The following is an 18,883-nucleotide window of genomic DNA, read 5'->3' on the forward strand; positions in this document are numbered from 1 at the left end:
GGGCTCGCGGATTTCGGACGTCGAAGGGGGCCGGGTAACAGGCCGTGTCACTGGGCATGGGAACCGCGGTGCCTGGAAGCGGCGTGCAACCGCGCCCCCCAGGGCCTGCGGTGCCCGGCAAGCGGGCCTGCGCCGCACCCCCCAGGGGCGCGGGGAACTGCGCGACCAGCCCGCACGCACCCGCACCCGGCACACCGCACAAGCGCCCACCCCCGCAGCCGCCCGCCCAAGCTCAGCGCAGCGCAACCGCCGAGATCCCCAGCAGCTCCGACAGCGCCCGCTCACCCGCCGCCGTCACCTTCACCGCCCGCTCGGACCCGATACGCACGCACCACCCCGCGTCCAGGGCGTGCCGGCACAGCGCCGCACCCGCCACACCCGCAAGATGAGGCCGACGTTCCGTCCAGTCCAGGCAGGCACGGGCAAGCGGGCGACGGCTCGTACGGTCGAGGCGGATTCCGGCGGCGTCGAACCAGCCCAGACCCGCGTCCGTGAGCGCGAAGCCGGTGTCCTGGCGGAGCAGTTCCCGCGACGTCAGGGCGTCGGTGACCGCGATGCCGAGCCGCCCCGCGAGATGGTCGTAACAGGTGCGGCCGCGGGCCATCGCCGACCCGGCGCTGGACTCGCGCAGGTTTCGGGGCCGTACGGCATCGCCGCCGGGGGCGACCTGCGCGGCGAGGTCCTCCACCAGCTGGGCGACCCGCGCGTCGGCCAGGCGGACGTACCGGTGCCGCCCCTGACGCTCCTCGGCCAGCAGCCCGCCCGCCACGAGCCTGCCGAGATGCTCGCTCAGCGTCGACGCGGCGACGCCCGCGTGCCGGGCCAGTTCACCGGCGGTCCACGCCCGCCCGTCCAGCAGCGCGAGCAGACACGCTGCCCGGGTCTCGTCGGCGACGAGACCGGCGAGACGGGCCAGTGGGGCCGCCCGTGGGTCCTTGGTGGTCATGCCTTCCAGCATGGAGCACGGACACTTCGGCGCCGGCCGAACTATGCGGTGCGCCGCACCTGGTCGTACTGCTGCACCAGCCCGTCCAGCAGCGCGGTCAGCCCCGTTTCGAAGGCCCGCTCGTCGATCTTCTCCTGCTGCTCGGCGAGGAGGTGGGCCTGCCCGAGGTGCGGGTACTCGGCGGGGTCGTACGCGCCGGCGTCGTCCACGAAGCCCCCGGCGAAAGAGCCGAGCGCGGAACCCATGACGAAGTACCGCATCAGCGCGCCGATGGAGGTGGCCTGCGCCGGCGGCCAGCCCGCCTCGACCATCGCGCCGTAGACGGCGTCGGCGAGACGGAGCCCGGCCGGGCGGCGGCCGGGGCCGCGGGCCAGCACCGGGACGATGTTCGGATGGTCCCGCAGAGCCGCCCGGTAGGAGACCGCCCAGTCGTGCAGCGCGGTCCGCCAGTCCCGCCCGCCCTCGAACATCGACAGGTCGACCTGCGCGCTCACCGAGTCGGCGACCGCCTCCAGGATCTCGTCCTTGGTGCGGAAGTGGTTGTACAGCGAGGGCCCGCTGACCCCGAGCTCGGCGGCGAGCCGACGCGTGGAGACGGCTGCCAGGCCCTCCGCGTCCACCAGCACGCGGGCGGCCTCGACGATCCGGTCGGTACTGAGGAGGGGCTTGCGCGGTCGGGCCATGGCGCACATAGTAGGGCTGCGGAAAGAAACTAGCAGTGCTAATTTAAATGTACGGCCTCACGTGGGGGGACTGGACATGAACCTCGAGCTCAGCGAGGAGCAGGCGGCCGTCCGGCAGCTGGCCAGGGACTTCGTGGACCGCGAGATCGCCCCCCACGTCATCGCCTGGGACCGCGCCGAGGAAGTCGACCGCTCGATCGTCAAGAAGCTCGGCGAGGTCGGCTTCCTGGGGCTGACCGTCGACGAGGAGTACGGCGGCTCGGGCGGCGACCACCTCGCGTACTGCCTGGTCACGGAGGAGCTCGGCCGCGGCGACTCCTCCGTGCGCGGGATCGTCTCCGTCTCACTCGGGCTGGTCGCCAAGACCATCGCCGCGTGGGGAAGCGAGGAGCACAAGCGGCAGTGGCTGCCGGGCCTCACCTCCGGCGCGTACGTCGGCTGCTTCGGCCTCACCGAGCCGGGCACCGGGTCCGACGCGGGCAACCTCTCCACACGCGCGGTGCGCGACGGCGACCACTGCCTCCTCACCGGCACCAAGATGTTCATCACCAACGGCACCTGGGCCGACGTCGTGCTCCTGTTCGCCCGCTCCACCGACGCCCCCGGCCACAAGGGCGTCTCCGCATTCCTCGTCCCGACCGACACCCCCGGCCTGACCCGCCGCACCATCCACGGCAAGCTGGGCCTGCGTGGCCAGGCGACGGCGGAGCTGGTCCTCGAGGACGTGCGCGTACCCGCCTCCGCGATGCTGGGTGCGGAGGGCAAGGGCTTCTCGGTCGCCATGTCGGCCCTGGCCAAGGGCCGGATGTCGGTGGCGGCGGGCTGCGTCGGCATAGCGCAGGCGGCCCTGGACGCGGCGGTCCGGTACGCGACCGAGCGCGAACAGTTCGGCAAGGCCATCGCCCACCACCAGCTCGTCCAGGAACTGATCAGCGACATCGCCGTCGACGTGGACGCGGCCCGCCTGCTGACGTGGCGGGTGGCCGACCTGATCGACCGCGGCCTGCCCTTCGCCACCGAGTCCTCGAAGGCCAAACTCTTCGCTTCGGAGGCGGCCGTCCGTGCCGCGAACAACGCCCTCCAGGTCTTCGGCGGCTACGGCTACATCGACGAGTACCCGGCGGGCAAGCTGCTGCGGGACGCCCGCGTGATGACCCTCTACGAGGGCACCAGTCAGATCCAGAAGCTGGTCATAGGCCGGGCCTTGACGGGGATCTCGGCGTTCTGAGGTCTTCTGAGGTCTTCTGAGGTCTTCTCTGAGTACGCCTCTGAGTACTTCGGCGGATGTGGCACGGCCCACGTCCGCCGATCCTTGTCCCCATGAGTGACACACAGGGCAAGCAGCAGAACACGGCCGCCTTCTACGGACAGGCCGTCGCGTCCTTCTCCGTGGCCATGGCGGCCACCGGCATAGGCATCTACAACCTTCACGGTGACGCCTGGGTGCGCGGCTTCCTCGCGATCGCCGTCCTGTACCTGGTGACCTCCACCTTCACTCTGTCGAAGGTGATCCGGGACCGCCAGGAGGCGGCGAGCGGGGCGTACAACCCGTTCGAGAAGCTCTGAACCCGTTCCGCGCAGCGCTGAGCGGCCGCGCTAAGCGCCCGCTCACCTTCGGCGGTATGGTGTGGGTCGTACAGCGGAGAGGGGTCAGTGATGAGTACGGCGGAGGAGACGGCCGGCGGCGAGACGTCGGCGTGGGGCGAGGTCACGCCCGACGCGGCCCGGCGGCTGCTCGTCGCCGCGGTGGAGGCCTTCGCCGAGCGCGGCTACCACGCCACGACGACCCGTGACATCGCGGGCCGCGCGGGCATGAGTCCGGCCGCGCTCTACATCCACTACAAGACCAAGGAAGAACTGCTCCACCGCATCAGCAGGATCGGCCACGAGAAGGCCGTGGAGATCCTGCGGGTGGCGGCCGGCGGTGAGGGCAGCGCGGCCGAGCGGCTCGCCGACGCCGTCACCTCCTTCGTCCGCTGGCACGCGGGTGGTCGTACCACCGCGCGGGTCGTGCAGTACGAACTCGACTCGCTCGGCCCGGACGCCCGCGCCGAGATCCTCGCCCTGCGCCGACAGTGCAACGCCGAGGTGCGCGGCATCCTCGAGGACGGCGTGGCGACCGGCGAGTTCGACGTCCTCGACGTCCACGGCACGACGCTCGCAGTGCTCTCCCTGTGCGTCGACGTGGCCCGCTGGTTCAACGTCAACGGTCCCCGGACCCCCGAGGAGGTCGGCGAGCTCTACGCCGACCTCGTGCTGCGGATGGTGGGGGCGAAGTAGCCCGCCGGCGCGTCAGAGGTAGTACCGGGACACGGACTCCGCGACGCACACCGGCTTGTCCCCGCCCTCGCGCTCCACGGTGAAGGCGACGGTCACCTGCACGCCACCCGGCACATCGTCGACGCCGGTGATGGCGGCGGTCGAGCGCAGCCGGGAGCCGACCGGGACCGGAGCGGGGAATCGGACCTTGTTCGTCCCGTAGTTGACGCCCATCTTCACGCCCTCGACCTTGATCAGCTGGGGCCCGAAGAGCGGGAGCAGGGACAGGGTCAGGTAACCGTGCGCGATGGTTGTTCCGAACGGCCCCGACGCGGCCCGCTCCGGATCGACGTGGATCCACTGGTGATCACCTGTGGCCTCCGCGAACAGGTCGATCCGCTTCTGGTCGACCTCCAGCCAGTCGGTGTACCCCAGCTGCTCGCCCACTGCACCCTTCAGGTCGTCGGTGGACGCGAAGATCCTCGGCTCTGCCATGTCCCGGCCTTTCGTGTGATGTCTAAGCGACTGCTTAGCATGGTCGGCCGCGCACCTCATGTCAACGGACCGGCACGATGAGCGGGTGGGTAGGCTTCCAGGGGTGCCCCAGATCCACGAGAAGATCCATGAGCTCACGGTCGGCCAGCTCGCCGCCCGCAGCGGCGCCGCCGTCTCCGCCCTGCACTTCTACGAGTCCAAGGGCCTGATCAGCAGCCGCCGCACCACGGGCAACCAACGCCGCTACTCCCGGGACACCCTGCGCCGGGTCGCCTTCGTCCGCGCCGCCCAACGCGTCGGCATCCCGCTCGCCACGATCCGCGAGGTCCTCGCCCAGCTCCCCGAGGAACGCACTCCCACCCGCGAGGACTGGGCCCGCCTCTCCGAGGCCTGGCGCTCCGAACTCGACGAACGCATCAGGCAACTCAACCGCCTCCGCGACCACCTCACCGACTGCATCGGCTGCGGCTGCCTCTCCCTGGACACCTGCGTCCTCTCCAACCCGGACGACGTGTTCGGCGAACGGTCGACGGGGTCGAGGCTGATGGCGGAACACGGCGGGGACCGGCCGAAGCCGCAAACGCGCGAACGCGCCCCGGAGGACAGCCGCTGACCGCCGCACCCGGCGCCTGTGCGTGCGCCGACTGGGGGCTCCGCCCGCAGACCCCCGGGCCTATGCCCACCCACCACCCGACTCGGTCGGACAAACCCTGACCGCCGCCCGACCGCCACCGGCGCCGCAAGGTGGACGCTCCCGCACCCGCGTACGGCGCGAAGGGGCCGTGTCCGGGAGGGCCGCCCACCGTCCGGCTAGGTGGGTCGAGGTAATCATGGGCAAGGTGGACGCTCCCGCACCCGCGTACGGCGCGAAGGGGACGTGTCGGGGGGTGTCCGCCCGCAGGGTTGGCGCGTCAACACCGTCACGTTGGTGAGCGACCGATTCCGCGCCGTTCCGAGGACGGACACCCCCCGACACGGCCCCGACCCCAACGAAACCGAAGGCACTACAAGCACCATTGGACCAGCCCCTCCGCCACCAACTGTGCGTTGGACAAGGCCCGTCGCCCGTCCGGCAGGACCAGCGTGTCCTCCAGCCCTATGCGGGTCGCCAGCCCCAGCCGCCCGGCCAGCCGCAGCACCGGCCACGCCCCGCCGCCCTCACCGTGCAGCAGCACCGGACGCCCATGCGCGGAACCCAGGTCGGCCAGCAGGACACGCGCGGTGCCCGCGCCGTTTCGGACGCCGGGTCCGTCACCTCCGCGAGCACCCGCAGCACCTCAGGGCCGACCGACGAGACGGCGAACCGAGCCGCGGCGTCCGTACCCGACCAGATGCCGGCCTCGACCCCCACCCCGAGGTCGATCAGCGCGGCGGCCACCTCCTCGGCGCCCGGCTCGTGCCAGTTGACCGAGGCGTGGTCGGGCAGGACGGTCCAGCTCCGGACCCGCTCCAGTCGAGCCGCCGGCTCAGGCTCCGCCCAGGCACCGGTGGTCACACCGACCGGCACCGACACCCGCGCACGTATCGCCTCCACAGTGGCCGCGACCACGCGCGGCGACAAACTGTCCTGCCCGCAGGGCGTCTTGGGATGGACATGGACATCCGTGGCCCCGGCCGCGACGGCCTCCGCCGCGGAGTCGGCCAACGCCTGCGGCGTGAGCGGCACCACCGCACCGTCGGCGGCCCCGCGCGGTCCGTTCAAACACACCTGCACCACGTCTCGATGGTGCCAGTCACCACTGACAGAACAGGGGGTGCGGCATCCCCGGCGCACCCCCGCACGCACGGTTCCCTAGGAATCTCCGACCAGTTCGACCAGTTCGACCAGTTCGGTCAGCGCGGTCAGGCCGACACGAGCAACCGTCCGCGCCTGGCGTCCGCCAGGGCCTCGGGTGTGAGCACAGGACGCGGTACGAGAATTCCACAGTCCGTGCAGACCGGACCCGTAGAGGGTTCGTGGTCCAGTTCGTACTTCCAGACGAGGCGCTCCCCGCCGCACACCGGGCACTCGGCGCCCGGCTTTCGCTCCAGCGCGGAGATCAGCCGGCGCAGCACCTCCGCCAGCGGCTCGTGCGGATGGACCCGTGGGTCGTCGCACCAGGCGACTCCGAAGCCGCCCCAGGTCAGCCGGTGCCAGTCGTCCACGGTGCCGGGCCTGCGCAGCCCGTCGTGCTTCTCCTTCTTGCGTCGCTCGGCGAATCCGACCTCGTAGGCCAGCCAGACCGAACGCGCCTCTTCCAACTCCTCCAGTGCGGCCACGAGCCGCGCTGGGTCGGGGGACCGGTCCTCGGGACCGAACCCGGCCCGGGAGCACAAATGGTCCCAGGTCGCCCTGTGCCCGTAAGGGGCGAACCGCTCAAGGCACTTGCGCAGCGAGTAACGCCGCAGCGCCAGATCGCATCGCGGATCGCGCACCTGTCTCGCCAGACTCCGGAAACCGGCCATCGCCCTGCACCTCCGTCACACCTGCACCTGTACTTCGGTCAGTTCGGCGTCGTCGTAGGGACGTTGCCGAATAGACGTATCGACAAGCGATTCGGCTCCATCCGATTTCCGATGCCCCCCATAACCGATGCCGCCGACTTGCCGCCGACCCTGATCCACCCTCACCTCGATCCTCACCGACTCTGAAAAGTGACGCATGTTCATCTTCAATCCCGGGGATACCGGCGGTAACATCCGGCCCACCCCCGTCGGTAGGAGTTGCCATGCCTCGGCGCACCTCACGCACCGCACTCGACAGACTGAGAACTCCCGGCGGAATCCCCGGGTTCCTGAAGACCGCATCCGTATGCGCCCTGATTGCCGGACTTTTGTCCCCGCTTTCCCAGGCAGCCGCGGCAGCGGACACGGCGGCCGTCGCGACCGCCGCGGCAGCGGACACGGCGGCCGTCGCGACCGCCGCGGCGAACGACCACTGCGGCGGCCAGTGTTCCGACATCCTGCCGCCCGGCCAGAACGGCAACGCCACCCTCGCGCAGATCCTGCTCAACCAGGCGTTCGGCACCCAGCCCGATCACGCCGAGGACCAGCTCGGCCCGTACGCCAACCTGGCCAAGGGCTATCCCGCGCTCACCAACGCCACGATCAACAACTTCTTCAACGACGCGTCTTTCGGGGTCAACGCCGATCAAGTCGCCTCCACGGTCAAGCCCGCCGGTCGCAGCGACGTGACGATCGTCCGCGACAAGAAGACGGGCGTACCGCACATCACAGGTACCACCAGATACGGCACGGAGTTCGGAGCGGGCTATGCCGCGGCTGAGGACCGGCTGTGGCTCATGGACGTCTTCCGCCACGTGGGACGCGGTCAGCTGACCCCCTTCGCGGGCGGCGCCCCGTCCAACCAGGGCCTGGAGCAGCAGTTCTGGCGCACCGCCCCGTACACCGAGGCCGATCTCCAGGCGCAGATCGACAACGCGGTCGCCACCAACGGAACCCGCGGCAGGCAGGCCCTCGCCGACGTCAACGCCTACGTCGCCGGCATCAACGCCTACATCGACGCCTCCGACAGCGGCCGCTACTTCCCCGGCGAGTACGTCCTGACCGGTCACAAGGACTCCGTCACCAACGCCGGCACGATCGACCACTTCAAGGCCACCGACCTGGTCGCGCTGGCCTCGGTCATCGGCGCGCTCTTCGGTTCGGGAGGCGGCGGCGAGGTCAACAACGCCCTCTCGCTGATGGCCGCCCAGCAGAAGTACGGCGTGACCGAGGGCACCAAGGTCTGGGAGTCCTTCCGCGAACGCAACGACCCCGAGGCGGTCCTCACCGTCCACGACGGCAGCTTCCCGTACGCGTCCGCACCCGCCGACCCGCAGGGCGAGGCCCTGCCCGACCCCGGCTCGGTGGCCGAGGAGCCACTGGTCCACGACGCCACGGGCACCGGCGGCGACGCGAGTGCCAGGGCCGGTTCCGCCACGGCGACCGCGACCGCCCTCAGCTCGGCCAGGCGCGGCATGTCCAACGCCCTCGTCGTCAGTGGCGACCACACGGCGAGCGGCCACCCGATCGCCGTCTTCGGCCCGCAGACCGGTTACTTCGCCCCGCAGTTGCTCATGCTCCAGGAGATCCAGGGCCCCGGTCTCAGCGCCCGCGGCGCCTCCTTCGCGGGCCTGAGCATGTACGTCGAGCTCGGCCGCGGCCAGGACTACGCGTGGAGTGCCACCACCTCCGGCCAGGACATCATCGACTCCTACGCCGTCGAACTGTGCCAGGACGACTACCACTACCTCTACCGCGGCACCTGCACCGCGATGGAGAAGATCGAGCAGAAGAACGCCTGGACCCCGACCACGGCCGACGGCACCGCGGCCGGGTCGTACACGATGCGGGTCTGGCGTACGAAGTACGGCCCCGTCGAGTACCGCGCGACCGTAGGCGGCAAGAAGGTCGCCTACACCATCCTGCGCTCGTCCTTCATGCACGAGGCCGACTCGATCATCGGCTTCCAGATGCTGAACGACCCGGACTACGTCAACAGCCCGCAGACCTTCCAGAGCGCGGCGCAGCACATCAACTACACCTTCAACTGGTTCTACGCCGACTCCGAGCACACCGCGTACTACAACAGTGGCGACAACCCGGTGCGCGCGACCGGCGTCGACGCCGAGTTCCCGGCGTGGGCGCGGCCGGCGTACGAGTGGCGGAACTGGGACCCGACGACGAACACCGCGCAGTACACCCCGGCCTCGGCCCACCCCAACTCGATCGACCAGGCCTACTACGTCTCCTGGAACAACAAGCAGGCCAAGGACTACACGACCGCCTCCTGGGGCGACGGTTCGGTCCACCGCGGCAATCTCCTCGACGACCGGGTGAAGAAACTGGTCGCCGCGGGCGGGGCCACCCGGACCTCGCTGGTGAAGGCGATGGCCGATGCCGCTCTGGCCGACCTCAGAGCGGAGGACGTGCTGCCGGACCTCCTGAAGGTGGTCAACAGCTCCACGGTGACCGACTCGACGGCCGCCGCGGCGGTGAGCAAGCTCCAGGCATGGGTGACGGCGGGCACCAAACGCACGGAGACGACGGCCGGTTCGAAGACGTACGCCAACGCCGACGCGATCCGCATCCTGGACGCATGGTGGCCGCTGCTGGTGAAGGCCGAGTTCGAACCGGGCCTCGGCAGCGACCTGTACACCGCCTTCACCGGCAACCTGCCCGTCGACGAGACCCCGTCAGCCGCCCACGGCCCGACCGGCGCGCACGCGGGCAGCTCCTTCCAGTACGGCTGGTGGAGCTATGTCGACAAGGACATCCGGGCCGTGCTGGGCGAGTCGGTCCAGGGACCGCTCGCGCACAAGTACTGCGGCGGCGGCAGCCTCAGCGCCTGCCGGGACCTCCTCATCAGCACGCTGAAGGAGGCGGCCGGCAAGACCGCGGCCCAGGTCTACCCCGGTGACGACCTGTGCTCGGCGGGCAACCAGTGGTGCGCCGACTCGATCGTCCAGCGCACGCTGGGCGGCATCAAGCACGGCAACATCAGCTGGCAGAACCGGCCGACGTTCCAGCAGGTCGTGGAGTTCACGTCACACCGTTAGGGCACCACCGGCGGCGGGTCAGCGGATGCGGCCCGCCGCCACCACCAGCTGCGCCAACTCCCGGTGCAGGATGTCGCTGTGCGCACCGGACGGCGCCCCACCCCGTTTGACCACCCGGGCAGCGTCTACGTTCACACACCCCGAGGTGGGCAGCTTGACCTTCAACGCGGCGGCGAGCTCGAACGCCTGCGTGCCCGGCACCGCCTGCACGCCGTCGTACCCCATCGCCCCCCACTTGGCCCCCAGGCCACGCGCGAGGGCCAGTTCGGCGGCGACCCCCTGTGCGTCGCCCGCCATCCGCGAGGCCAGCGGATAGATCGACCCGAGGGCCGAGTCGTGCCGGGAGTGGCAGCACACCAAGGGGCCGTCGATCCGTAGGTGCTGCCCCTGAAGCACCCCTCCCGCGCGCGGGTCGTGCGGCAGCCGTGCCGCGAAGGCGTAGTGCGAGAAGGCCCCTTGGAGCAGCGTCACGGACTTCACGGTACGCACGCCCTCCGGCAGCCCGCGCAGCGCGAACGAGACCAGCCGTGCGCCGAAGCTGTGCCCCACGAGGTGCACCCGCACCTTCGGCGCCTTCGCGGCCAACTGCCCGATCACCCGCCCCAGTCCGCGCTCGCCGACGGTCCCCGCTCGCCGCTTCATGGCGTAGTACGTCGCCTGGCGCAACAGCTCGTGCGCGCCGTCCCACGGGTTGGGCAGCGAGAACTGGGCCGCACCGCCCGGGGATTCGAGATCCGCCAGCGCCCGCGCGAACTCCTCGCAGATCTCCGCCGTGGACCCCGAGAACATCAGAGGCTCGTTCTGCGGCACCCCCTCCGCCAGAGTGTCCGCCGCGAACAGCACCTGCGGCCCCGGCGGCACCACGTCCACCAGGAGTCGCACCAGCCGCCCGAACTCCTCCAGCTCACTCGCCTCGCGCGGCTGCTGGTCCAGCATCCGCGCGACCTGGTCGATCACGGTCGCCCGCCCGGGAAAGGTCTCCAGCAGCGCGTGCCGGCTGTCCTTGTCGAGCGCGGGCCGCGGGGGCAGCTCGGCGGCCACGGCCCGCGGGAAGTCCGGGATCGGCTCGTCGGAGAACCGCATGGAGGGCCATACGACACCCACGTACCCGAGCCTGGCCGCCGGGGCGAGCGCCGGGATCGGCGCGAAGAAGCGGCTGTAGAGCCGGGTCGCCCCCGAACGGTCGCTGTTCCAGCCGTGCGAGAAGACCACGAGGTCGCGCACGTCGTGTTCCGCGACCCCGGCCAGCAGCCGGTCGCGCTTCCCGCCGTCCGTGTCCCCGTCCGCGTCGAAAGTGAGCTCCCAGTACGGGCTCACGCTCATTGCCGGCTCCACCATGACAAGCCCCCTCGTCCCCCGGAGTGGTGCGATGTGCGCGCATCGTCCTGCTACCGGTCGGAGTTGGCCATACGTCATGACTCATACGGGTGATTCATCAGCTCACCGGTAGACGAGGTACTCCCGCCGCACCCTCCGGAACGCCGCCAGCTCCTCCTCCCAGCCCGCCACGACCTCGTCGGCCCCCGCCCCCGCCTCGATCATCGTGCGCACCAGCGTGGAACCCGTGAGCTTGTCGATCCAGTTGTCCGAGCGCCAGGCGAACCCGCTCCACACCTTCTTGGCGGTCACCAGAAGCGCGATCCCGGTGCGTACCGGGTCGTAGGCGTCCCGGTCGTGCACATGGACCTGCACGCCCCCGATCGTCTTACCCTGGAACTTGGAGAAGGTGGGTGCGAAGTACGCCTCCCTGAAGTGCACCCCGGGCAGCCCGAGTTCGTTCGCCGCCACGGCCCACCGCCCGTCGAGGCCCTCCGCGCCGAGCAGTTCGAAGGGCCGGGTCGTGCCGCGCCCCTCCGACAGGTTCGTCCCCTCGAAGAGGCAGGTTCCCGAGTACACCAGGGCGGTCTCCGGAGTCGGCATGTTCGGGCTCGGCGGCACCCAGGGCAGTCCCGAGTCGTCGTACCAGTCGGACCGCTTCCACCCGCTCATCAGCACGACGTCCAGCTCCACCGGCGCGGCCAGGAACTCCCCGTTGAACAATCGCGCCAGCTCCACGACCGTCATCCCGTGCGCCTGCGAGACCGGCTGCCGTCCGACGAAGGTCGCGAACTCCTTGTGCAGTACGGGACCCAGCGCCGCCCGCCCGGTCACGGGGTTGGGCCGGTCCAGGACCACGAACCGTTTGCCGGCGAGCCCGGCGGCCTCCATGCAGTCGTACAGCGTCCAGATGTAGGTGTAGAAGCGCGCGCCCACGTCCTGGATGTCGAAGACGATGGTGTCCACACCGGACGCGGTGAAGATCTCGGCGAGCGGCTGGCCGCTCTTCAGGTACGTGTCGTAGACGGGCAGCCCGGTCGCCGGGTCGTCGTAGCGCCCCTCGGAGCCGCCCGCCTGCGCGGTGCCCCGGAAGCCGTGCTCGGGGCCGAAGACGGCGACCAGGTCGACACGGTCGTCGGCGTGCATGACGTCCACGATGTGGCGTACGTCTCTGGTGACGCCGGTCGGGTTGGTGACGATGCCGGTGCGCCGGCCGCTGAGCTCGGAGTAGCCGTGCGCTGCGAGGCGCTCGAAGCCGGTTTGCCTTCGGCGGTCGGCCGGGGAAGCCGGGGACGCCGTGGGGAGCGCTGCTGTTGCCGTTGTTGCGGCGAGGAACGTCCGTCTGGGCAGGTGCATGTGACCTCCTTCAACGTGGACGTCGGCATGGGCACGGTATTCGCTCCCGCGGGTTGTGTGGAAGCTGCGGGTAGTCCGTGGCTGGTCGCGCCCACGCGGCGGAGCCGCACATTGACACAGCCCCGAGCCCCTCAGGGCGTTGCAGTGACCCCTTCCTCTCAACATACCGACCGGTTAGTCTGGCCGTTGCGGGGGCAGAGCCGAATCTTGTCGTGCCGAAGGAGACCGATGGTGGAAGCCGTGCAGGATGCGGGAGTGGTCGTCACCGGAGCGGGGGGCGGCATCGGGGCCGCGCTGGCCCGTCGCTTCGCTGCCGAGGGGGCCCGGGTCGTCGTCAACGACCTGGACGCCGACCGGGCGAAGGCCGTCGCCGAGGAGATCGGCGGCATCGCCGTGCCGGGCGACGCCTCGGCGATCGTCACCGAGGCGCGTGAGGCGCTCGGCGGCACGGTCGACGTCTACTGCGCCAACGCGGGCGTCGCCTTCGAGGGCCAGGGCACCGGCGAGCCCTTCGACGAGCGGCCCTGGGCGCTGTCCTGGGACGTGAACGTCATGGCCCACGTCCGTGCGGCCCACGAACTGCTCCCGGGCTGGCTGGAGCGCGGCAGCGGCCGTTTCGTCTCCACCGTCTCCGCCGCCGGACTGCTCACCATGATCGGCGCCGCGCCCTACAGCGTCACCAAGCACGGCGCGTACGCATTCGCCGAGTGGCTGTCGCTGACGTACCGGCACCGCGGTCTGAAGGTCCACGCGATCTGTCCGCAGGGCGTGCGCACCGACATGCTGGCGGCCACCGGCAGCGCGGGCGACCTGGTGCTCCAGCCGACCGCGATCGCTCCGGCGGAGGTCGCGGACGCCCTCTTCAAGGGCATCGAGGAGGACCGCTTCCTGATCCTGCCGCACCCCGAGGTCGCCGGGTACTACCAGGCCAGGGCCGCGCATCCCGACCGCTGGCTGACGAACATGAACCACCTCCAGCAGAAGTGGGAGGCGACCCCGTGACCGGCTCCCGCTACGCGGCCAAGCCCTGGCTCGGCCTGCTCAACGACGCCCAGCGCGCCCCGATCGACCCCGAAGACTCGCTGGTGCACGCCCTGCTCCAGGCCGTCGCCGAGACCCCGGACCGCACCTTCCTCGCCTACTTCGACGGCCGCCTGACCTACCGCGAGGTCGACGAGCTGAGCGACTCTGTCGCCGGCCACCTCGCCGCCCGCGGCCTGGAGCGCGGCGACCGTGTGGCGATCCTGCTGCAGAACTCCCCGCACTTCGTGCTCGCCCTGCTGGGAGCCTGGAAGGCGGGCGCGATCGTCGTGCCCGTCAACCCGATGTACAAGTCGGGGGAGGTCGGGCACGTCCTGCGGGACGGCGAGGTGGCGGCGCTGGTCTGCTCTGACCGGGCGTGGGAGACGTATCTGCGCGACACGGCGGCCGACTCGCCGGTACGGATCGTGCTGACCGGCTGTGAGCTGGACTTCCAGACCCGCCAGGACGCGCGCGTGCTGACCTTCGAGCGGCTCCCGCAGGCAGCGGACGCCGACGACCTGACGGCCGTCGCCCGCGCCGGTCACAAGGCGCCCGGGGACCGCGACCCGGTCCCCGCCGACATCGCCCTGATCAGCTACACCTCGGGCACCAGTGGCGCCCCCAAGGGCGCCACCAACACGCACGGCAACATCATGTACAACGCCGAGCGGCAGCGGACCGCCCTGGCGCTGCCCGAGGCGCCCGTCTACTTCGCGATGGCGCCGCTGTTCCACATCACCGGCATGGTCTGCCAGCTCGGCGCGTGCCTGAACAGCGCGGGCACGCTCGTCCTGGCGTACCGCTTCGACGCGGGAGTCGTCCTGGACGCCTTCGCCGAGCACCGGCCGCACTACACGGTCGGCCCCTCGACCGCCTTCATGGCCCTGGCCGCCCATCCCGCGGTCACCCCGGACCACTTCTCGTCCTTCGTGAACATCTCCTCGGGCGGCGCCCCCCTGCCGCCCGCCCTGGTGGAGAAGTTCCGGGCCGGCTTCGGGCCGTACATCCGCAACGGCTACGGGCTCACCGAGTGCACCGCGCCCTGCGCCTCCGTACCGCCGGACCTTCAGGCGCCCGTCGACCCGGTCTCCGGGACGCTGGCCGTGGGCTCGCCCGGCCCCGACACGGTCGTACGGATCGTCGACGACCGGGGCGCCGAGGTCCCCTTCGGGGAACAGGGCGAGATCCTCGTACGAGGGCCGCAGGTCGTCCCCGGCTACTGGCGGCGCCCCGAGGCCACCGCCGAGACCTTCCCGGACGGCGAGCTGCGCACCGGGGACATCGGGTTCATGGACGAACAGGGCTGGCTGTACGTCGTCGACCGCAAGAAGGACATGATCAACGCGTCCGGCTTCAAGGTGTGGCCGCGCGAGGTCGAGGACGTGCTGTACACCCATCCGGCGGTGCGCGAGGCGGCCGTCGTCGGCGTCCCCGACGGGTACCGCGGGGAGACCGTCAAGGCGTACATCAGCCTGCGTCCCGGTGCCGAGACGGACCCCGGTGCGCTCGCCGCGTACTGCAAGGAGAGACTGGCCGCCTACAAATACCCGCGTCAGGTGGAGATCCTGCCCGACTTGCCGAAGACGGCTAGTGGGAAGATCCTCCGGCGGGAACTGCGTTCCCGCCCGAACGGCTAGACGCAGCAACAAGCGGCTAGACACAGCAACAGAAGAAAGACTCGGAAGGCAGGTGGCGCCAGTGCCCAGGACGACGGACGGAACCCCCGTACCCCAGCGGCTGCTGGCCGCCGCCACCCGGCTCTTCGCGGAGCAGGGCTACGACCGCACCTCGGTACAGGAGATCGTCGAGGCGGCCGGCGTCACCAAAGGGGCGCTGTACCACTACTTCGGCTCCAAGGACGATCTCCTGCACGAGGTGTACGCGCGCGTGCTGCGCGTCCAGCAGGAGAGACTCGACGCGTTCGCGAACGCCGACGAGCCGATCGAGAAGCGCCTCAGGGGGGCGGCGGCCGATGTCGTCGTCACCACCATCGACAACCTCGACGACGCGTCGATCTTCTTCCGCTCGATGCACCACCTGAGCCCCGAGAAGAACAAGCAGGTACGCGCCGAGCGCCGGCGCTACCACGAACGCTTCCGCGCGCTCGTCGAAGAGGGTCAGGAGGCGGGAGTGTTCTCGAAGGCGACTCCGGCCGACCTGGTCGTGGACTACCACTTCGGCTCGGTCCACCACCTGTCCACCTGGTACCGCCCCGACGGCCCCATGAGCCCCCAGGAGGTCGCCGACCACCTGGCCGACCTCCTGCTGCGCGCGCTGCGGCCATAAGAGAATGGGTAAGGGGCGATCGCAAAAAAGCGATCGCCCCTTGCCCATGTGCTCACAGGTACTTCTTCAGCTCCCGCCGCGCCAGCGACCGCTGGTGCACCTCGTCCGGCCCGTCCGCGATCATCAGCGTGCGGGCTCCGGCGTAGAGCTCGGCCAGCGGGAAATCCTGGCTGACGCCGCCCGCGCCGTGCAGCTGGATGGCCCGGTCGATGATGTCGACGACCGCGCGGGGCGTGGCGATCTTGATGGCCTGGATCTCGGCGTGCGCGCCCCGGTTGCCGACCGTGTCCATCAGCCAGGCCGTCTTCAGCACCAGCAGCCGCAGCTGCTCCACGGTGACCCGCGCGTCGGCGATCCAGTTGTGGACGACGCCCTGCTGGGCCAGCGCCTTGCCGAACGCCGTACGGGACACGGCCCGTCGGCTCATCAGCTCGATCGCCCGCTCGGCCATGCCGATCAGCCGCATGCAGTGGTGGATCCGGCCGGGCCCGAGCCGGGCCTGGGCGATGGCGAAGCCGCCGCCCTCCTCGCCGATCAGGTTGGACACCGGCACGCGCGCGTGGTCGAAGATCACCTCAGCGTGTCCGCCGTGGTAGTGGTCCTCGTATCCGAAGACCTTCATCGCCCGCTCGACGGTCACCCCGGGGGTGTCACGAGGCACCAGCACCATCGACTGCTGACGGCGGATGTCGTCCCCGTCCGGGTCCGTCTTGCCCATCACGATGAAGATCTTGCAGTCCGGGCTCATCGCCCCGGAGATGTACCACTTGCGGCCGGTGACGACGTACTCGTCGCCGTCCCGCTCGATCAACGTGGTGATGTTCGTGGCGTCCGAGGAGGCCACCTCCGGCTCGGTCATCGCGAATGCCGAGCGGATCTCACCGGCGAGCAGCGGCTCCAGCCACTGCTTCTTCTGTTGCTCGTCGCCGAACTGGGTCAGTACCTCCATGTTGCCGGTGTCCGGAGCCGCGCAGTTCGTCACCGTGGGCGCCAACTGCGGGGAGCGGCCGGTGATCTCGGCGAGCGGCGCGTACTGGAGGTTGGTGAGGCCGGCGCCGTACTCGGTGTCGGGCAGGAAGAGGTTCCACAGGCCCTGCCTGCGTGCCTCGGCCTTCAGCTCCTCGACCACGGCCGGGGTGTCCCACGGCGAGGCGAGCAGGGCGCGCTGCTCCTCCGCGACCGCCTCGGCCGGGTAGACGTGCTCGTCCATGAAGGCGAGCAGCTTGGCGCGCAGCTCCTCGGTGCGTGCGTCGAACGCGAAGTCCATGTTCTGTCAGCCTTCCTGAAGAGTGGTCAGGCCGTGCCCGATGAAGACGGGGACCAGGTCACCGATGCGGTCGAAGCCCCGGCCGACCGTCTGGCCCAGGGTGTAGCGGTAGTGGATGCCCTCCAGGATCACGGCGAGCTTGAACCACGCGAACGCCGTGTACCAGGCGACCGCGGAGACGTCGCGCCCCGAGCGCGCCGCGTACCGCTCGATCAGCTCGGCGGGGCTCGGGTGCCCGGCGGCCTCGGCGGTCGTGGACACGGGGGAGTCGGGCGAGCCGAGCGGAATGCTGTACATCACCAGCAGGCCGAGGTCGGTGAGCGGGTCGCCGAGGGTCGACATCTCCCAGTCGAGGATCGCCTTGATCTTGTCGTCGTCGCCGACCAGGACGTTGTCGAGCCGGTAGTCGCCGTGCACGACGGCCGGGGCGGGGGACTGGGGCAGCTGCCGGCCGAGAGCCGCGTGCAGCTCGTCGATCCCGGCCAGCTCACGGTTGCGGGAGGCGTCCAGCTGCTTGCCCCAGCGCCGCAGCTGCCGGTCCAGGAAGCCCTCCGGGCGACCGAACTCGCCGAGGCCCACCTCGGCCGGGTCCACCGCGTGCAGTTCCACGAGCGTGTCCACCAGGGCCAGCACGGCGCCCCGGGTGCGCTCCGGCCCGAGCGGGGCGAGCTGGTCGGCCGTGCGGTACGGCGTGCCGTCCACGAACTCCATCACGTAGAACGGCGCTCCCAGCACCTCATCGTCCTCGCACATCAGCACGGTGCGCGGCACGGGCACGTTCGTCGGCTGCAGCGCGCTGATCACCCGGTGCTCACGCTTCATGTCGTGCGCGGTGGCCAGGACATGGCCGAGCGGGGGCCGCCGTACGACCCACTTCGAGGCGCCGTCGGAGACCGCGTAGGTCAGGTTCGACCGTCCGCCCTCGATCAGCCGACCGGTCAGGGGGCCGTGCACCAGGCCGGGCCGCTCACGGTCGAGCAGGCCGCGCAGCCGGTCGAGATCGAGGCCGGGCGGATGGTCGGGGCTCATCGTTGCTCCTACGGACGGGTTAACACGACGGGACCAATGATGCCGACCGGTCGGTATGTCGTCCAGTAGTGGAGCGGAACGTGATCGGAGCCACGATAGGCCGACAGCCCCCCGAACAGGGCGCCGGAGAGCTGTCGGAGCGACTTCTCAGCCAGGTCGGCTCAGTGGTCGTCCCAGTGACCCTCGTGCTCGGCGTGCCGATGCCCGTCGTGGAGATAGTCCACGTGGTCGCCGTGCAGGACGCTCGCGTGCCCGCAGTCCTGGCCGTGCCGGTGGTCATGGCCCTCGTGCGAGACATGCCCGGCGGTTTCGCACTCGTCCCAGTGACCGCCGTGCTCACGGTGCATGTGCCCGTCGTGCGCGTAGTCGACGTGGTCGTCGTGCGGCACCTCGGCGTGGCCGCAACCCGGGCCGTGCGTGTGCGTATGAGAGGCGTGTTCCTGGTGGAGGGTGGTCATGGCGCTCACCTTCGAAGCTGCGGGTGGAGATGACGTCGGACAGGCTGCCACGCGAACCCCGCGTATCCGACGATTCCGGCCTGCGTGGCGTCCGGGTACCCCCGCCGCCCGACCACCACCGGCGTCGCAGCAAGGTGGGCGCTCCCGCAGGCGCGTACGGCGGCAAGGGGACGTGTCGGGGGGTGTCCGCCCGCAGGGTTGGCGCGTCAACACCGTCAAGTTGG

Annotated in this window: 17 protein-coding genes and 1 pseudogene; 8 read left to right on the top strand and 10 right to left on the bottom strand. The window is 70.6% G+C overall.

Going from position 1 to position 18,883, the window contains the following annotated elements; translation table 11 throughout:
* Nucleotides 1-232: 232 nt before the first annotated feature.
* Together ACFYO2_RS36405 and ACFYO2_RS36410 are read right to left on the bottom strand one after the other, a co-directional pair.
* On the bottom strand, nucleotides 233-946 hold the full coding sequence (locus ACFYO2_RS36405) for an ArsR/SmtB family transcription factor (RefSeq protein ID WP_388358015.1): 714 nt from the start codon (nucleotides 944-946) through the stop codon (nucleotides 233-235).
* A gap of 41 nt (nucleotides 947-987) precedes the next feature.
* Nucleotides 988-1,629 (bottom strand): TetR/AcrR family transcriptional regulator, encoded by a 642-nt coding sequence (locus ACFYO2_RS36410; protein WP_388358018.1) that lies wholly within the window; start codon nucleotides 1,627-1,629, stop codon nucleotides 988-990.
* 76 nt (nucleotides 1,630-1,705) lie between these two features.
* On the opposite strand from ACFYO2_RS36410, the gene ACFYO2_RS36415 reads away from it, so the two are divergent.
* The 3 genes from ACFYO2_RS36415 to ACFYO2_RS36425 all read left to right on the top strand — a co-directional run bounded on the left by ACFYO2_RS36415 (nucleotide 1,706) and on the right by ACFYO2_RS36425 (nucleotide 3,909).
* Nucleotides 1,706-2,857, top strand: coding sequence for an acyl-CoA dehydrogenase family protein (locus tag ACFYO2_RS36415; RefSeq protein ID WP_388358021.1), 1,152 nt, complete (start codon nucleotides 1,706-1,708; stop codon nucleotides 2,855-2,857).
* Nucleotides 2,858-2,949: 92 nt separating this feature from the next.
* Nucleotides 2,950-3,195: a YiaA/YiaB family inner membrane protein gene (locus ACFYO2_RS36420; protein ID WP_388358023.1), complete on the top strand. Its 246-nt coding sequence runs from the start codon at nucleotides 2,950-2,952 to the stop codon at nucleotides 3,193-3,195.
* Nucleotides 3,196-3,285: 90 nt separating this feature from the next.
* Nucleotides 3,286-3,909 carry a TetR/AcrR family transcriptional regulator gene (locus ACFYO2_RS36425; protein ID WP_388358025.1) on the top strand — a complete coding sequence of 208 codons (624 nt, stop codon included), beginning with the start codon at nucleotides 3,286-3,288 and terminating at the stop codon, nucleotides 3,907-3,909.
* 12 nt (nucleotides 3,910-3,921) lie between these two features.
* On the opposite strand, the gene ACFYO2_RS36430 is transcribed toward ACFYO2_RS36425, so the two are convergent.
* Nucleotides 3,922-4,383, bottom strand: a complete 462-nt coding sequence (locus tag ACFYO2_RS36430) for a MaoC family dehydratase (protein ID WP_388358027.1) — start codon at nucleotides 4,381-4,383, stop codon at nucleotides 3,922-3,924.
* A gap of 103 nt (nucleotides 4,384-4,486) precedes the next feature.
* Here ACFYO2_RS36430 and soxR point away from each other — a divergent pair, with 103 nt between their 5' ends.
* The gene (soxR, locus tag ACFYO2_RS36435) at nucleotides 4,487-4,996 is read left to right on the top strand and encodes a redox-sensitive transcriptional activator SoxR (RefSeq protein ID WP_388358030.1); all 510 of its coding nucleotides are present in this window, start codon (nucleotides 4,487-4,489) and stop codon (nucleotides 4,994-4,996) included.
* A 391-nt stretch (nucleotides 4,997-5,387) separates the two neighbouring features.
* On the opposite strand, the pseudogene ACFYO2_RS36440 reads toward soxR, so the two are convergent.
* Both ACFYO2_RS36440 and ACFYO2_RS36445 read right to left on the bottom strand, forming a co-directional pair.
* Nucleotides 5,388-6,100: pseudogene (locus tag ACFYO2_RS36440) on the bottom strand (3-keto-5-aminohexanoate cleavage protein).
* A 125-nt stretch (nucleotides 6,101-6,225) separates the two neighbouring features.
* Nucleotides 6,226-6,828 (bottom strand): hypothetical protein, encoded by a 603-nt coding sequence (locus tag ACFYO2_RS36445; protein ID WP_388358033.1) that lies wholly within the window; start codon nucleotides 6,826-6,828, stop codon nucleotides 6,226-6,228.
* Between the two features lie 263 nt (nucleotides 6,829-7,091).
* Between ACFYO2_RS36445 and ACFYO2_RS36450 the strand changes: the two genes are divergently transcribed.
* Complete coding sequence (locus tag ACFYO2_RS36450) at nucleotides 7,092-9,923, top strand: penicillin acylase family protein (protein WP_388358035.1); 2,832 nt, start codon at nucleotides 7,092-7,094, stop codon at nucleotides 9,921-9,923.
* An 18-nt stretch (nucleotides 9,924-9,941) separates the two neighbouring features.
* On the opposite strand, the gene ACFYO2_RS36455 is transcribed toward ACFYO2_RS36450, so the two are convergent.
* Both ACFYO2_RS36455 and ACFYO2_RS36460 read right to left on the bottom strand, forming a co-directional pair.
* A complete protein-coding gene (locus ACFYO2_RS36455; RefSeq protein ID WP_388358037.1) occupies nucleotides 9,942-11,261 on the bottom strand; it encodes a serine-threonine protein kinase in 1,320 nt (439 codons plus the stop codon).
* Nucleotides 11,262-11,363: 102 nt separating this feature from the next.
* Nucleotides 11,364-12,596, bottom strand: a complete 1,233-nt coding sequence (locus tag ACFYO2_RS36460) for an exo-beta-N-acetylmuramidase NamZ domain-containing protein (protein WP_388358039.1) — start codon at nucleotides 12,594-12,596, stop codon at nucleotides 11,364-11,366.
* Between the two features lie 228 nt (nucleotides 12,597-12,824).
* Between ACFYO2_RS36460 and ACFYO2_RS36465 the strand changes: the two genes are divergently transcribed.
* The 3 genes from ACFYO2_RS36465 to ACFYO2_RS36475 all read left to right on the top strand — a co-directional run bounded on the left by ACFYO2_RS36465 (nucleotide 12,825) and on the right by ACFYO2_RS36475 (nucleotide 15,905).
* On the top strand, nucleotides 12,825-13,598 hold the full coding sequence (locus ACFYO2_RS36465; protein ID WP_388358041.1) for an SDR family oxidoreductase: 774 nt from the start codon (nucleotides 12,825-12,827) through the stop codon (nucleotides 13,596-13,598).
* Nucleotides 13,595-15,256 carry a class I adenylate-forming enzyme family protein gene (locus ACFYO2_RS36470; protein WP_388358044.1) on the top strand — a complete coding sequence of 554 codons (1,662 nt, stop codon included), beginning with the start codon at nucleotides 13,595-13,597 and terminating at the stop codon, nucleotides 15,254-15,256. The genes ACFYO2_RS36465 and ACFYO2_RS36470 overlap by 4 nt, the downstream gene beginning before the upstream one ends.
* A 61-nt stretch (nucleotides 15,257-15,317) precedes the next feature.
* Nucleotides 15,318-15,905: a TetR/AcrR family transcriptional regulator gene (locus ACFYO2_RS36475; protein ID WP_388358047.1), complete on the top strand. Its 588-nt coding sequence runs from the start codon at nucleotides 15,318-15,320 to the stop codon at nucleotides 15,903-15,905.
* 52 nt (nucleotides 15,906-15,957) lie between these two features.
* Here ACFYO2_RS36475 and ACFYO2_RS36480 read toward each other — a convergent pair whose 3' ends face one another.
* From ACFYO2_RS36480 to ACFYO2_RS36490, 3 genes are all read right to left on the bottom strand, one after another.
* Nucleotides 15,958-17,172 carry an acyl-CoA dehydrogenase family protein gene (locus ACFYO2_RS36480; protein ID WP_388358050.1) on the bottom strand — a complete coding sequence of 405 codons (1,215 nt, stop codon included), beginning with the start codon at nucleotides 17,170-17,172 and terminating at the stop codon, nucleotides 15,958-15,960.
* A 6-nt stretch (nucleotides 17,173-17,178) separates the two neighbouring features.
* Entirely contained in the window at nucleotides 17,179-18,201 is a 1,023-nt protein-coding gene (locus ACFYO2_RS36485) for a phosphotransferase family protein (protein ID WP_388358053.1), read from the bottom strand.
* A gap of 161 nt (nucleotides 18,202-18,362) precedes the next feature.
* Nucleotides 18,363-18,659 carry a hypothetical protein gene (locus ACFYO2_RS36490; protein WP_388358056.1) on the bottom strand — a complete coding sequence of 99 codons (297 nt, stop codon included), beginning with the start codon at nucleotides 18,657-18,659 and terminating at the stop codon, nucleotides 18,363-18,365.
* Nucleotides 18,660-18,883: the final 224 nt, after the last annotated feature.

The sequence above is a fragment of the Streptomyces sp. NPDC006602 genome (assembly GCF_042870385.1).
GTDB lineage: Bacteria > Actinomycetota > Actinomycetes > Streptomycetales > Streptomycetaceae > Streptomyces.